Origin of the sequence: Devosia sp. 63-57 (assembly GCF_001899045.1) — a bacterium.
Lineage (GTDB): Bacteria > Pseudomonadota > Alphaproteobacteria > Rhizobiales > Devosiaceae > Devosia > Devosia equisanguinis.
The window spans coordinates 296,897-310,012 of sequence record NZ_MKUY01000003.1 but is presented as its reverse complement, the minus strand read 5'-3'; the positions used below and the strand labels follow the sequence as shown (position 1 = coordinate 310,012).

Here is a 13,116-nt window from a genome sequence, read left to right as displayed (position 1 = left end):
TGACCCGAGGGGCCTGCACTTGTGCGCAGCCTGGACATTCAACCTGACCTTTCGCTCATCTCGGCCAAACCACCGCCATTTGCGTCACTCTGATGAAAACTGCCATGCGCAGAACGCATGTTGTGCTTGACGTATAGGGCATAGCGCCGCTGGCCAAATCGGCTCATCTTGCCATCGTGCTGCAATAGCCATCAGGGAATAGACCCATGTTTGTACGTGCTGTCTGGCGGATCAAGCGTCTCGTCGACATCAAGCAGACGTTGCGGGAAATGGACGTTCCCTCGACGCGAGACGCCGATATGCTTGGCATTTCGGGCCCGGACTTCTCCAGAATGACCCGGTCTCTGTTCGATCGCTGATCGCTAAACTTTCCAAACGAGCCAATGGCCGCTGGATCGCCATCCAGCGGCCATTGCTTTGCCATGAGCCTTAACCGAAGCTGAACGGCCATCCTTAATGGCCTGCATTTCATGCATGGCTCGATTGACCAATCTCCATCTGCTCAGTTTCTGCGGCTCGGCCTATATCTCTTCTCGTAAACGAAAGGAGACTTCCAATGGACATCCGCAAGACTTTCAAGAAGTGGGCCGCTTATCAGCAGACCGTGCGTGAACTTGCTGCCCTCGACAACCGTCAGCTGAACGATCTGGGCATCTCGCGCACCGATATCAATCGCATCGCCCGCGATCATGCCAACACCCTCTAATATTGTTGGCTGCTCTTCACTGATCCGAACGCTCGCCTCTCTCTGAGACGCGGGCGTTTTTCTTTTTGGGCGACGACGCTTCGCCGCCACCGATCTTCGTTGCGCTGCGACGTGGCCCTTGATATCTCGCTGGCCATGTTGAACGAACCCATTCATATCATCGGCGGCGGGCTGGCCGGCTCGGAAGCCGCCTGGCAGGCCGCGGAAGCTGGCGCCACCGTCATTGTCCACGAGATGCGCGGCGTCAAAGGCACGGACGCGCACCAGACCGACGATTTCGCCGAACTCGTCTGCTCCAACAGTTTCCGCTCGGACGATCACGAGCAGAACGCCGTGGGCCTGCTGCACGAGGAAATGCGGCGCTGCAATTCGCTGATCATGCGGGCGGCAGACCAGCACAAGCTGCCCGCCGGCGGCGCGCTGGCGGTAGATCGCCACGGTTTCTCCGCCGCCGTCACCGCAGCGATCGCGGCCCATCCTAACATTACTATCATGCGCGAAGAGGTCGCCGGCTGGCCGCCAGAGGCGTGGCAGCATGTGATCATTGCCACCGGCCCGCTGACCTCGCCGGCGCTGGCCGAGGCGGTGCTGGAACAGACCGGCGAGGATTCGCTGGCCTTCTTCGACGCCATCGCGCCGATCGTCCATTATGACAGCATCAATCACGACATCGCCTGGAAGCAGTCGCGCTATGACAAGGTGGGGCCGGGAGGCACCGGCGCCGACTATCTCAACCTGCCGATGGACAAGGACCAGTACTACGCCTTCGTCGAGGCGCTGAAGACGGCGCCGCTGCACGAATTCAAGGACTGGGAAAAGGTGCCCTATTTCGATGGCTGTCTGCCCATCGAGGTGATGGCCGAACGCGGCCCCGAAACCCTGCGCCACGGGCCGATGAAGCCGGTCGGCCTCACCAATCCGCGCAATCCCACGGTAAAGCCCTATGCCATCGTGCAACTGCGCCAGGATAATGCGCTGGGCACGCTATGGAACATGGTCGGCTTCCAGACCAAGATGCGTTACGGCATCCAGGCCGAGATCTTCCGCATGATCCCGGGCCTCGAGAATGCGCAATTCGCGCGGCTGGGCGGCTTGCACCGTAATACCTTCATCAATTCCCCCAAGGTCTTGTCTGCCGATCTTCGCCTGAAGGCCGATCCGCGCATCCGCTTTGCCGGGCAGGTGACGGGTGTCGAGGGTTATGTGGAGAGCGCCGCCTGTGGGTTGATCACCGGCCGGCTGACCGCCGCCGATGCGCTGGGGACCAACATGACCCTGCCGCCTGTGACCACCGCGCTAGGAGCTCTGATCGGCCATATTACCGGTGGGCATCTCGAGGCCGAAAGCTATAGCGGCGCCCGCAGCTTCCAGCCGATGAACGTCAATTTCGGCCTCTTCCCGGAAGTGACCATCACCAAGCCGGAAGGCGTCAAGCGCTGGCGCGGCCCGGAAAAGACCATTGCCAAGCGTCGCGCCATCACCAGCCGCGCGCTGGACGATCTCAAGGCCTGGGCATGAGCGCCGCGGCGCTCGAAGCCTATCTGCATGCCAATATCCCGCTGACACGCGCCATGGCCGTGTCGGCGGTCTCAGTCCACGCCCAGGGCGTGACGCTCTCGGCGCCGCTCGATCCCAACATCAACGTGCATGGCACCGCCTTTGGTGGCAGCGTCTCGACGCTGGGCGTGCTCGCCGCCTGGTCGGTGGTGCATCTGCGGCTCGAAGCCGAAGCCGTGGCTGCGCAATTGGTGATCCACAGGAACGAAACCGAGTTTCTTGCGCCAATCACTGGCCGCTTCGAGGCGGTTGCCCAGATCGAGCCGCAGGCCTGGATCGAGTTCCGAACCATGCTCGACCGCCGCGGCAAGGCTAGGCTGAGCGTCACCGCCGACCTGCTGTTCGAGGGCGGGGTGGCTGCCCGCATGACCGGCGAATTCGTCGCCATCCGCGACCGCGGTTAGGCGCCGAGCTTTTCCCAAACACCGTTCTGCCCTCGGACCTGATCCGAGGGCCCGCCAGCGCCTGCGTTGATGAAGCGCACTGAGGGTCGAAGATTGGTAGAAGAGGGCAATGTCCCTCTGCGCCAATCCCAAACACCAATGACGCCGCAAAACATTCTGCAGCGCCAAACTCATCAGCAATTTCAAGGGAAAGGAAAATGGCTCCGCGAGCTGGACTCGAACCAGCGACCATTCGATTAACAGTCGAACGCTCTACCAACTGAGCTATCGCGGAACACTTTCGTGCGCCTTCTTGTCGAAGGCGAGGTCCGTGTACCTAATCTGATCCGGCTTGCCAAGCCCCCAATGTGCAAGCCTGTGAATAACTTGTCATTTTGCGGCGTCGCGGGCGCGTCGACCGAGGAAAATCAGCTCCTCCAGCGTGTTGCAATTGGCAAAGGGATTTTCGCCGCTGCTGTCGCTCCACTCGACCGGGGCGGCGCCAAGGGCAGCCAGCAGGCTTTTGGGGCCATTTGGTCGCGAATCCATGGGCAGCGCTCTGAGATGATTCCGCACTTCTGCAATTCGGAAGGCGGCATTGGTCGGGTAATCGGTGCCATTCCAGCGCGCGAAGGCGGCCGTGTGTCCAGCGGCGAGCGGTTCTGTCAGGCGCGCGACGTAGTTTTCCGGCAGGAAGGGGGTGTCCACAGCCGCCACGATCAACACAGATTGCTCGTCGACCTCCTCGCCGAGATAATCCAGCGCTGCGTAAATCCCCGCCATCGGGCCGGAGCGGGTCGGTAGCGCATCTGGCAAGGGGATGGCGCCATCAAGTGCGAGATGCTGCTCCTGGGCGATGGACACCAGAATAGGTGTCTCCAGCGCAGAGAAGCGAGCAGCGACGCGCTCGATCAGCCTGATGCCCCCGATCCTGAGATCGGCCTTGCGGACATGGCCCAGCCGTTCGCCCTGGCCACCGGCCAGAATCAGGCCGTATCGCCTCACGGCCGGGGTGCCCAGCGCAGCATCAGCAGCAGCACGATGCCGCCCACCAGCCCCCAGAACGGGGCGCCGATGCCCATAATGGTGATGCCCGACGCCGTGGCGACAAAGGTCAGGATCGCTGGCAGGCGCTGCTCTTCATTGGCCAAGGCGGCCGCTAGCGACGACGCAAGGCTGGAGAGCAAAGCAAGGCCGGCCACCGCTTGGATCAGGATTGGCGGTGCGGCCGCGACGAAGGCGGCGGCAAGGCTCGCGGCCGGCGCCAGGATGCCATAGGCCACACCAGCAGCAATCGGAGCGGGCCAGCGCTTGTTGCGGTCCGGATGCGCCTCGGGGCCGGCGCAGATGGCGGCAGTGATGGCGGCCAGATTGGCGGGAATGCCGCCGAAAAAGCCGATAATACCGCTGGCCATGCCGGTGATAACGAATATCGGCGCCGGCTGGATGGGAAAGTCATTGGCCTTCATCACCGCGATTCCCGGCAGGTTTTGCGAGGCCATGGTGACGACGTAAAGCGGCAGCGAGATGCGAATGATGGCGTCGAGACTGAATGTCGGCATGACCGGCACGAGGCTGGGCCAGGCGCCGTCCAGCGCGCCCGGTGGCAAATGTGTGGTCGTGGCGAGCACCACAATGGTCACCAGTACTGCGATCGGCACGGCATAGCGGCGGGCGAAGGCGAAGCCCAGCATCCAGGCGACGAGAATCGGTAGCGCCAGGGTCGGCACTTCCGACACCGCCTTGATCGGCGCCAGGCATAGCGTCAGCAGGATGCCTGCGAGCATGGCATTGGCCAGTGCCTGGGGAATGGCGGCCACGGCGCGGGCCAGTGGCTTGATCAGCCCGGTGAGCACGATAAGCAGCGCCGTGACCAGGAACGCCCCAGCAACGGCCGCGAAGCCGCCCTCGGGCGGCGCGGCCAAAGTCAGCAAGAATGCCGCGCCCGGCGTCGACCAGGCGAAGCTGATTGGTACGCGGACCCGCGCCGCCACCACTATATTGAGCACCGCCATGGCCAGGCATACGGCGAACAGGCCCGACCCCGCCTGTTGCGGTGTGGCGCCGGCCGCGCTCAGTGCCGCCAGCACCAGCGTGAAGGTGCTGGCATAGCCGACAGCCGCCGCCAGCGTGCCGGCGACGATGGGCTGCACCAGATCGCGCTTTTCGATAGCGGCCTGCGGCTCGGTCATGGCGATTCCCTCGTTTGAACCTCGGCCAAGCTAGTCGCTCGGACTATTCCGGCAAAGTGTCGATCTGGACCTGCACCCGATTGGCGGAAAATCGCGTCACGCCATATTCCACCGGTCGTCCCGCGAGATCGACATTGATGGCGTCGAGGCACAGCACAGGCGTCATGCGGGCGAGGCGCAGGTGATGCATTTCATGCGCGTCGGGCAAGCGAGCGGTAATGCTGGTTGATTTGCGCTGATAGTCGGCGACGCCCAGGCGTTCGAGCATCTGGGTGATGCGGCCTGTTGCGGTATGAACCTCGAACAGGGTTGGGAAGCGCAGCAGCGAAAAATGATGCGCACCCAGGCTGATCGGCTGGCCGTCGGCCATGCCCAGAGATTCGATCAGCGCGACGGGCGATCCCGGTTCCACTGCCAGCGCCTCGGCCATGGCGCTATCGGCCGGAATGGTGGCCGTTCGGATCAATGTTCCGGATGGGGTCTTGGCCTGGCGCGCCACGATTTCGGAAAAACGGGTGCGGGCCGACAGCGGATAGTCGACGATATCCTCCTGCACGAAAGTGCCGCGTCCCTGTTCGATGCGCACCAGCCCGCGGTCCTGCAAGGAGGCGATGGCGCGCCGGATGGTATGGCGATTGACCGCGAAGCGCTCCGCCAGCTGCAACTCGGTCGGCAGTTGCGCGCCGGCTGGCATTATGCCGGTTTCGATCTCCTGGGCGACACTGTCGGCGATCCCTTGCCATAGCGATGTGCCGGGACGATGCATGCTCATGGGTGGTTCCTGGCTCTCATTCCGGGATTGTGTGTCATCGCCGCGTCATGCTTTGTTGCCATAAGCGACGCGACAGCAGGTCAATCCTAACCTGTCGACATTAAAACGTCTAGACGTATAGATGAATAGGTCTATGGATGACGACGACAGCTCACGACATAGCCGATCGGCAGCGCTGGATGGCCATACTTGCCCGCGCCAGCAGCGCCGAGCTTGATACCGCCTGGTACAGCCTGGCCGCTCCACCCGCCTATCAGGTCCTGCGCAAACCAGAGATCGGCCTCGCCATGGTGCGGGGGCGGGCAGGGGGCACCGGCAATCCCTTCAACCTGGGGGAAATGACCGTCACTCGCTGCGCTATCCGCCTCGACAGCGGTGTCACCGGCCATTGCTATGCCGCTGGCCGCGACCGCAGAAAGGTCGAATTGGCGGCCGTCTTCGACGCGCTGCTGCAAGCCGATCCGGCCGCACCATTCCTCAACGAGCTTATCGACAGCCTTGCCGCCCGCCAGGCAGCCGATCGGGATCGCACCAGCCGCAAGGCTGCTGCGACCAAGGTCGAGTTCTTCACAATGGTGCGCGGAGAAAACCCGAAATGAGCGTGACCGATCTGCCGGCGCTGCAGCCGGGATTTGCCGATGCCGTGTTCGAAGGGCAGGCTAGTTTCCGCGCCTTGCTCGATGCCATGTCCTATCCCGGCCGCATCCAGGCTCTGGGCGTCGCTATCAACCCGCCCACGCCGCTCGATCCGGCCATGGCGGCTCTGGCGCTGACAGTGCTCGATTTCGACACCCCGGTCTGGCTCGATCCGCTGGCCGCCGCCACCACCGACTGGCTGCGCTTTCATGCCGGCAGCCCGGTGGTCACAGACCCCGGCCGCGCCCAATTCGCGTTGATTGCTGACGCCGCCAACATGCCCCCGCTCGATGCCTTCGCCATCGGCGAGGATCAGTATCCGGATCGCTCGGCCACCCTTTTTATCCAGGTGTCGGCGCTGGGCAGCGGCCAGCGCACGCGCTGGACCGGGCCGGGCATCAATGGCGCCATCGAGGTATGGATCGACGGCCTGCCCGAAGCCTTCTGGCAGCAATTCCAGCTCAACTCCGAACTCTTCCCGCTCGGCGTCGATGTCGTCTTCGTCTCAGGCCGCGACATTGTCGGCCTGCCGCGCAGCATCAGGGTGGAGGTCTAGCCATGTATGTCGCCGTAAAGGGTGGCGAGCGCGCCATTCTCAACTCGCACGAGCTGATCGCCGAGACCCGCCGCGGTGATCCCGCCGTGCCCGAACTCACCACCGACCAGATCGCCCACCAGCTTGGTCTCGCGGTGGACCGCGTCATGGCCGAAGGCTCGATCTGTGATCGCGACCTCGCGGCGCTGGCCATCAAGCAGGCACAGGGCGATCTGGTCGAAGCCACTTTCCTGCTCCGCGCCTACCGCACCACATTGCCGCGCCTCGCCGTCACCCAGCCCATCGACACCGCCGACATGCTGGTGCGACGCCGCGTCTCCGCTGCCTATAAGGACATTCCGGGCGGTCAGGTGCTGGGCCCGACCTATGACTATACCCACCGCCTGCTCGACTTCGCGCTGATGGCCGACGGCAATGTGCCTGAGGCGCCGGTGGGTGAAACGGCGCTGGATGCGGGCATGCCGCATGTCGCCGACATCCTCGATCATGAAGGCCTGATCGAACAGGAAATCCCGGACGACGACGCCCCCGAGCCCTTCGATCTCACTCGCGAACCCATGAGCTTTCCTGCCAGCCGCGACCAGCGCCTGCAGAACCTGGCGCGGGGTGATGAGGGCTATGTGCTGGCGCTTGCCTATTCGACCCAGCGCGGTTTCGGCAACAACCACCCCTTTGCCGGGGAGATCCGCATGGGCGATGTCCGTGTCGAGATTGTGCCTGAGGAATTGGGTTTTGCCCTCGATATCGGCGATATCACCGTCTCCGAATGCCACATGATCAACCAGTTTCAGGGCTCTGCCGAAAAGGCCCCGCAGTTCACCCGAGGCTATGGCCTGTCCTTCGGCCATAACGAGCGCAAGGTCATGGCCATGTCCATGGTCGACCGCGCCCTGCGCGCCAAGGAGTTGGGCGAGATCGTCCGCTATCCGGCCCAGGATGAGGAATTCGTCCTCTACCATGCCGACAATGTCGAGGCGGCCGGCTTCGTCTCGCACCTCAAGCTGCCGCATTATGTCGATTTCCAGGGCGAACTGGGCCTGTTGCGCAAGCTGCGCGACGAGCATGACCAGCGCCAGCTCAAGGAGGCTGCCGAATGAGCGCCGCCATGCACCAGCCGCCCCAATGGGACACGGCCTACAATTTTGCCTATCTCGACGAACAGACCAAGCGGATGATCCGCCGCGCCATCCTGAAAGCCATCGCCGTACCCGGCTATCAGGTGCCCTTTGGCGGCCGCGAAATGCCACTGGCCTATGGCTGGGGTACGGGCGGCATCCAGGTCACTGCCAGCATTCTGGGGCCCGATGACACGCTCAAGGTCATCGACCAGGGCGCCGACGACACCACCAATGCCGTCTCCATCCGTCGCTTTTTCGAGCGCGTGGCCGGTATTGCCACCACCGAGGCGACCGAAGACGCCGATATCATCCAGACCCGCCACCGCATTCCCGAGCGCGAGCTCGAGGAAGGCCAGGTCATCGTCTACCAGGTGCCCTTGCCCGAGCCCTTGCGCAAGCTCGAGCCGCGCGAAACCGAAACGCGGAAAATGCATGGCTATGCCGAATATGGCATCAAGCATGTGCAGCTCTATGAGGACATTGCCCGCTACGGCCACATCGCCACCACCTATGACTACCCGGTGCTGGTCAACGAGCGCTATCTCATGGCCCCGTCGCCCATTCCCAAATTCGACAATCCCAAGATGCACTATATGAAGGCGCTGCAATTGTTCGGCGCCGGGCGCGAAAAGCGCATCTATGCGGTGCCGCCCTATACAAATGTGCGCAGCCTCGATTTCGAGGACCATCCCTTCACTGTGCAGAGCTGGGACCAGTGCTGCGCCCTTTGCGGTGCCGAAAACTCCTATCTCGACGAGGTCATTCTCGATGACCGCGGTGGCAAGATGTTCGTCTGCTCGGACACCCACTATTGCGGTGAGCGCCGCGCCGCCGGCCATGTCGGGCCCTTGGGCGTCGCCAATGCGGAGGCGGAACAATGAGCGCGGCAATGCCCCTTTCGTCCTTCAATGAGCGCCGCCCGCTGCTGCGCGTCGAAAATGTTGGCAAAAGCTACGGCAAGACCATTGGCTGCCGCGATGTCAGCTTTACCCTCTATCCCGGCGAGGTCATCGGCATTGTCGGGGAATCCGGCTCCGGCAAATCGACGTTGCTCAACGTGCTCTCGGCGCAGCTGACGCCCGATACCGGCCGCGTCGATTACGACATGGAAGGGCAGGGGCTGCGTAATATCTATGATCTGTCCGAGCCCGAACGCCGTCGCCTCGTGCGCACCGATTGGGGCATCGTGCATCAGAACCCCCGCGATGGGCTGCGTATGGACGTTTCTGCCGGCGGCAATGTCGGCGAGCGGCTGATGGCGGTGGGCCAGCGCCACTATGGCAATATCCGCGCCGAGGGGCTCGATTGGCTGTCCAAGGTCGAGCTCGATGCCTCTCGAGTCGATCATCTGCCCAAGACTTTCTCCGGCGGCATGCAGCAGCGCCTGCAGATCGCCCGCAATCTGGTCACCCGGCCGCGCCTCGTCTTCATGGACGAACCCACCGGCGGTCTCGACGTCTCGGTGCAGGCGCGCCTGCTCGATCTATTGCGCGGCCTGGTGCGCGAGCTGGGCATTGCCGCCATCGTCGTCACCCATGACCTGGCCGTGGTACGGCTCCTCGCCGACCGGTTGATGGTCATGTGGAAGGGCAATGTGGTTGAGGAAGGTCTAACCGACCAGGTGCTGGACGATCCGCATCATCCCTATACGCAGCTGCTTGTTTCTTCCGTCCTGCAAGTTTGACCCGGCACTGCCCCGAACACCCCTTCTCCCCTTGCGGGAGAAGGTGCCCCAAGGGGCGGACGAGGGGGCCGTCTTCCAGACTTCCGTCAAGGAAACCTAAAATGACCACGATGATTTCAGTTTCCGGCCTCAGCAAGGATTTCGTGCTGCATACCCAGGGCGGGGTGCGCATTCCGGTCTTTGCCGGGCTCGATCTCGATGTCCATGCCGGCGAATGCGTGTGCCTGCATGGTCCCTCCGGCGCCGGCAAGTCGACGCTGCTGCGCTCGCTCTATGCCAATTACAAGCCCAGCGCCGGCCATGTGCGGGTGCTGCATGACGGCGGCATGGTGGATCTCACCAGCGCTGAACCCTGGCAGGTGGTCGAGGTGCGCCGCCGCTCGGTCGGCTATGTCAGCCAGTTCCTCAGCGTCATTCCGCGCGTTCCGGCATTGGATGTGGTGGCCGAGCCGGCCCGCCTCCTAGGTGCTGATGCGGAAAGTGCCCGCGACCGCGCACGTGAGCTGCTGCGCCGCCTCAACATCCCCGAACGCCTCTGGGCCGTGGCCCCGGCCACCTTTTCCGGCGGCGAACAGCAGCGCGTCAACATCGCCCGCGGCTTCATCGCCAACTATCCGATCATGCTGCTCGACGAGCCTACGGCCTCGCTCGATGCCGGCAATCGGCAAGTCGTGGTCGAGCTGATCGGTGAGGCCAAGGCACGCGGCGCCGCCATTGTTGGCATTTTCCACGATGCCGAAGTGCGCGCCGCCGTCGCCGACCGTCTGTTCGAAGTCAATTCTTTCCAGAGGAGCGCCGCATGAGCCGCTTCAGCATCGCCAATGCCCGCATCGTCACCCGCGACGCCGTCGTCGATGGCACACTTGCGATAGAGGGTTCCGACATTACCCGGCTGGACGAGGGCCAGGCATCGCCCGCCGATGCGCTGGATTTCGAAGGCGATTTCCTCTTGCCCGGTTTTGTCGAGCTGCACACCGACAATCTCGAAAAACACCTGCAGCCGCGTCCCGGCGTCATGTGGCCATCAAGCATGGCCGCCGTGCTCTCCCACGATGTGCAGGTGGTCGGCGCCGGGATCACCACCGTGTTCGACGCCGTTTCGGTGGGCGAATATTCCGCCGCCAGCGCCAGGCGGAAGATGATCGCCTCGACTGTAGAAACCCTCTCGGACACCTCCGTCCGTGCCGTCATGCGCGCCGAGCATTTCCTGCATCTGCGCTGCGAACTGGCCGATCCGGCGGTCCTCGATATCTATCAGCCGCTTGCCGGCAATGAATATGTGCGGCTGGTCTCGCTCATGGACCACACACCCGGCCAGCGCCAATGGCACGACCTGGACAAGTGGCGCCAGTTCAATCGCGACAAGAAATGGACCGACGACGAGTTCAACGCCATGGTCAGCGAGCGCCGGGAGTCGCAGGCGCGCCATGCCGCGTTCCACCGCCGCTCGGTGGTGGCGCTGGCCCAGCATCATGGCACCGTGCTGGCCAGCCATGATGACACGACGCGCGAACATGTCGAAGAAGCCGCCGAGATCGGCATCGCCATCTCCGAATTCCCCACCACGCTCGGCGCTGCCGGCCACGCCCACAAGCGAGGCATGAAGGTGGTCATGGGCGCGCCCAATGTGGTGCGCAACGGCTCCCATTCGGGCAATGTCTCGGCCCAGGAGCTGGCGCGCCACGGCTTTCTCGACGCGCTCTCCTCGGATTATGTGCCGGCCAGCCTCATGCAAGCCATTTTCCACCTCAACGCCCACGACCAGATCGCGCTGCCCGAAGCCGTGGCCATGGTCTCCGCCACTCCCGCCGCCATGGTCGGGCTCGATGACCGCGGCAGCATAGGCCCAGGCAAACGCGCCGACTTCAGCCGCGTACGCCTGGTCAACGACACCCCAGTCGTCCTCGGTGTCTGGCGCGCCGGCCAACGCGTGAGCTGATTCCGGGTTTAACTAAGATGGGTGGCCAATATTTTGCAGATAATTTCGAAGTAGGTGTGTCCGGTCGCGCCCTAAGTCTTGTCTGCTATACCGCTCCTGCTGCGTCAGCCTGGGCAGATAACTCCGCCGCTCTGCGTCCAACCCGGGTGGTTGTTTTCTTCATAAGGCTCGGCAAGCCCATTCATCTGACTGCTGTCAAATGAAGGGCGAGCAGTAGGCATGCTTGGCTTGGCCTTGCTTGCTACTTAGGTGGCAGCGGTTTCACGATGAACACCGCGTTAACGCGGCAGTGCAAACACTCGCAAATTCAATAATTTGCGCTAAATGCGTCGTGGTTATGTTCGCCTCTGGCTGCAGAATGCAGTTTTTGAGGGATTTGAGTATGCTCACTATTAAGACGTTCAATGGCTTCGCGCTGGATTTCGACAATCCGAATGCCATGGAGCCCGGCCGGCCGATGTACAATGTGGTCGTCACTGGAACGTCGGCCATTGTGCCCATGAGTTCAGGCGGACGTTTTGAACTGTACGGGACCGATTTCACTTATGACCCGATCGCCATGCACGCGACCGGCAATGTCAACAAGATCCTGTATTTCCGCAACGACGTGCTGATGGCAGAAGCCAGCAACGCCAATATCGATGCTGCAACTGTCTTCAATCTGGCCAAAATGCCTTATGGTGGTGGTCAAGTGTTGAACTACCTGTTGCAGGGGTCCGACCGTTTCGAGCTGGGATCCGGCAACGACAATGTCTGGAACAGTGCTGGCGCCGACTATATCGATGGCGGCGAGGGTTATGACAGCGTTCGCTATTTCGACAGCAAGTCCGGCTACACGCTGACGCGCGACAGCGACGGCATCGTTTATGTCAAGAACGCCGCTGGTGTCGTCGATACGCTGAAGAATGTCGAGCGCATCGATTTTGGCGACGGCAGCATCACGACCGACCAGATTGCCCAGCCAGCCAATCCCGGCGGCCTCCTGCTTGGCGGCGATGGTTCCACCATCGAGGGCAAGGGCACCCTTGATACGGTGACTTATAGCGCCGCCAAGTCGAGCTATTCCTTCGCCCGCAATGGCGACAGCATCACGGTCTCCGACAGCAATGGCGTCGCAAACGTCCTGGTCAATGTCGAGCGCCTGAGTTTTTCCGACGGCGTTCTGGCCCTCGATATCGATGGCAATGCCGGCATGGCCTATCGCCTTTACCAGGCTGCTCTCGAGCGCACACCCGACAATGACGGCCTCAAATATTGGATCGGTCGTCTCGATTCCGGCGACACGAATCTTGCCGCCCTGGCCGACAGCTTCATCAACTCGCCCGAGTTCAAGTCGACCTATGGCGACGAGCGAAGCGTCTCCAACAGCAAGTTCGTCGAACTGCTCTACACCCATACGCTCGGCCGCAACTATGACCAGGACGGCTACAATTATTGGGTTAGCAAGCTCAACGGCAACGAAACCAACCGCCGCGATCTCCTGGCTTTCTTTTCGGAGAGCAATGAGAACAAGGCGCAGGTTTATGATGCCATCAGCGACGGCATCTGGCTCGCCTAATTTTTGATAGACCGA

The 13,116-nt window shown here is 62.5% G+C and carries 15 protein-coding genes and 1 tRNA gene; 12 read left to right on the top strand and 4 right to left on the bottom strand.

Annotated features, from left to right (window positions below):
• Window positions 1–206: 206 nt before the first annotated feature.
• From BGO80_RS01535 to BGO80_RS01520, 4 genes are all read left to right on the top strand, one after another.
• Window positions 207–359, top strand: coding sequence for a hypothetical protein (locus BGO80_RS01535; RefSeq protein ID WP_164550464.1), 153 nt, complete (start codon window positions 207–209; stop codon window positions 357–359).
• A 197-nt stretch (window positions 360–556) separates the two neighbouring features.
• Window positions 557–706: a DUF1127 domain-containing protein gene (locus tag BGO80_RS01530; protein ID WP_126151748.1), complete on the top strand. Its 150-nt coding sequence runs from the start codon at window positions 557–559 to the stop codon at window positions 704–706.
• A 135-nt stretch (window positions 707–841) separates the two neighbouring features.
• Window positions 842–2,224, top strand: coding sequence for a methylenetetrahydrofolate--tRNA-(uracil(54)-C(5))-methyltransferase (FADH(2)-oxidizing) TrmFO (trmFO, locus tag BGO80_RS01525; protein ID WP_286719590.1), 1,383 nt, complete (start codon window positions 842–844; stop codon window positions 2,222–2,224).
• The gene (locus BGO80_RS01520; protein WP_286718447.1) at window positions 2,221–2,667 is read left to right on the top strand and encodes a YiiD C-terminal domain-containing protein; all 447 of its coding nucleotides are present in this window, start codon (window positions 2,221–2,223) and stop codon (window positions 2,665–2,667) included. The genes trmFO and BGO80_RS01520 overlap by 4 nt, the downstream gene beginning before the upstream one ends.
• 198 nt (window positions 2,668–2,865) lie before the next feature.
• Here BGO80_RS01520 and BGO80_RS01515 read toward each other — a convergent pair.
• The 4 genes from BGO80_RS01515 to phnF all read right to left on the bottom strand — a co-directional run bounded on the left by BGO80_RS01515 (window position 2,866) and on the right by phnF (window position 5,610).
• Window positions 2,866–2,941: transfer RNA gene (locus BGO80_RS01515), tRNA-Asn, on the bottom strand.
• Window positions 2,942–3,036: 95 nt separating this feature from the next.
• Window positions 3,037–3,651, bottom strand: coding sequence for a molybdenum cofactor guanylyltransferase (gene mobA / locus BGO80_RS01510; RefSeq protein WP_164550463.1), 615 nt, complete (start codon window positions 3,649–3,651; stop codon window positions 3,037–3,039).
• Window positions 3,648–4,838: a benzoate/H(+) symporter BenE family transporter gene (locus tag BGO80_RS01505; RefSeq protein WP_286718444.1), complete on the bottom strand. Its 1,191-nt coding sequence runs from the start codon at window positions 4,836–4,838 to the stop codon at window positions 3,648–3,650. Before BGO80_RS01505 ends, mobA begins: the two co-directional genes overlap by 4 nt.
• A 43-nt stretch (window positions 4,839–4,881) precedes the next feature.
• Window positions 4,882–5,610, bottom strand: a complete 729-nt coding sequence (gene phnF, locus BGO80_RS01500) for a phosphonate metabolism transcriptional regulator PhnF (protein ID WP_126151745.1) — start codon at window positions 5,608–5,610, stop codon at window positions 4,882–4,884.
• Between the two features lie 137 nt (window positions 5,611–5,747).
• Between phnF and phnG the strand changes: the two genes are divergently transcribed.
• The 8 genes from phnG to BGO80_RS01460 all read left to right on the top strand — a co-directional run bounded on the left by phnG (window position 5,748) and on the right by BGO80_RS01460 (window position 13,101).
• Window positions 5,748–6,209, top strand: coding sequence for a phosphonate C-P lyase system protein PhnG (gene phnG / locus BGO80_RS01495; RefSeq protein WP_286718441.1), 462 nt, complete (start codon window positions 5,748–5,750; stop codon window positions 6,207–6,209).
• Entirely contained in the window at window positions 6,206–6,802 is a 597-nt protein-coding gene (gene phnH, locus BGO80_RS01490) for a phosphonate C-P lyase system protein PhnH (protein ID WP_286718438.1), read from the top strand. Before phnG ends, phnH begins: the two co-directional genes overlap by 4 nt.
• A 2-nt stretch (window positions 6,803–6,804) precedes the next feature.
• Window positions 6,805–7,899, top strand: a complete 1,095-nt coding sequence (locus BGO80_RS01485) for a carbon-phosphorus lyase complex subunit (protein WP_286718435.1) — start codon at window positions 6,805–6,807, stop codon at window positions 7,897–7,899.
• Window positions 7,896–8,801 (top strand): alpha-D-ribose 1-methylphosphonate 5-phosphate C-P-lyase PhnJ, encoded by a 906-nt coding sequence (locus BGO80_RS01480; protein ID WP_286718433.1) that lies wholly within the window; start codon window positions 7,896–7,898, stop codon window positions 8,799–8,801. The genes BGO80_RS01485 and BGO80_RS01480 overlap by 4 nt, the downstream gene beginning before the upstream one ends.
• An 8-nt stretch (window positions 8,802–8,809) precedes the next feature.
• Entirely contained in the window at window positions 8,810–9,604 is a 795-nt protein-coding gene (phnK, locus tag BGO80_RS01475; protein WP_286718431.1) for a phosphonate C-P lyase system protein PhnK, read from the top strand.
• A gap of 101 nt (window positions 9,605–9,705) precedes the next feature.
• Entirely contained in the window at window positions 9,706–10,407 is a 702-nt protein-coding gene (phnL, locus tag BGO80_RS01470; RefSeq protein WP_286718428.1) for a phosphonate C-P lyase system protein PhnL, read from the top strand.
• Window positions 10,404–11,543 carry an alpha-D-ribose 1-methylphosphonate 5-triphosphate diphosphatase gene (locus BGO80_RS01465; protein ID WP_286718425.1) on the top strand — a complete coding sequence of 380 codons (1,140 nt, stop codon included), beginning with the start codon at window positions 10,404–10,406 and terminating at the stop codon, window positions 11,541–11,543. The genes phnL and BGO80_RS01465 overlap by 4 nt, the downstream gene beginning before the upstream one ends.
• A gap of 382 nt (window positions 11,544–11,925) precedes the next feature.
• On the top strand, window positions 11,926–13,101 hold the full coding sequence (locus BGO80_RS01460) for a DUF4214 domain-containing protein (protein ID WP_286718422.1): 1,176 nt from the start codon (window positions 11,926–11,928) through the stop codon (window positions 13,099–13,101).
• Window positions 13,102–13,116 lie beyond the last annotated feature (15 nt).

Coding starts and splice junctions, on each gene's coding strand:
- BGO80_RS01535 (WP_164550464.1), top strand. CDS start 207: ATGTTTGTACGTGCTGTCTGGCGGATCAAGCGTCTCGTCGACATCAAG.
- BGO80_RS01530 (WP_126151748.1), top strand. CDS start 557: ATGGACATCCGCAAGACTTTCAAGAAGTGGGCCGCTTATCAGCAGACC.
- trmFO (WP_286719590.1), top strand. CDS start 842: ATGTTGAACGAACCCATTCATATCATCGGCGGCGGGCTGGCCGGCTCG.
- BGO80_RS01520 (WP_286718447.1), top strand. CDS start 2,221: ATGAGCGCCGCGGCGCTCGAAGCCTATCTGCATGCCAATATCCCGCTG.
- BGO80_RS01505 (WP_286718444.1), bottom strand. CDS start 4,838: ATGACCGAGCCGCAGGCCGCTATCGAAAAGCGCGATCTGGTGCAGCCC.
- phnF (WP_126151745.1), bottom strand. CDS start 5,610: ATGAGCATGCATCGTCCCGGCACATCGCTATGGCAAGGGATCGCCGAC.
- phnG (WP_286718441.1), top strand. CDS start 5,748: ATGACGACGACAGCTCACGACATAGCCGATCGGCAGCGCTGGATGGCC.
- phnH (WP_286718438.1), top strand. CDS start 6,206: ATGAGCGTGACCGATCTGCCGGCGCTGCAGCCGGGATTTGCCGATGCC.
- BGO80_RS01485 (WP_286718435.1), top strand. CDS start 6,805: ATGTATGTCGCCGTAAAGGGTGGCGAGCGCGCCATTCTCAACTCGCAC.
- BGO80_RS01480 (WP_286718433.1), top strand. CDS start 7,896: ATGAGCGCCGCCATGCACCAGCCGCCCCAATGGGACACGGCCTACAAT.
- phnK (WP_286718431.1), top strand. CDS start 8,810: ATGCCCCTTTCGTCCTTCAATGAGCGCCGCCCGCTGCTGCGCGTCGAA.
- phnL (WP_286718428.1), top strand. CDS start 9,706: ATGACCACGATGATTTCAGTTTCCGGCCTCAGCAAGGATTTCGTGCTG.
- BGO80_RS01465 (WP_286718425.1), top strand. CDS start 10,404: ATGAGCCGCTTCAGCATCGCCAATGCCCGCATCGTCACCCGCGACGCC.
- BGO80_RS01460 (WP_286718422.1), top strand. CDS start 11,926: ATGCTCACTATTAAGACGTTCAATGGCTTCGCGCTGGATTTCGACAAT.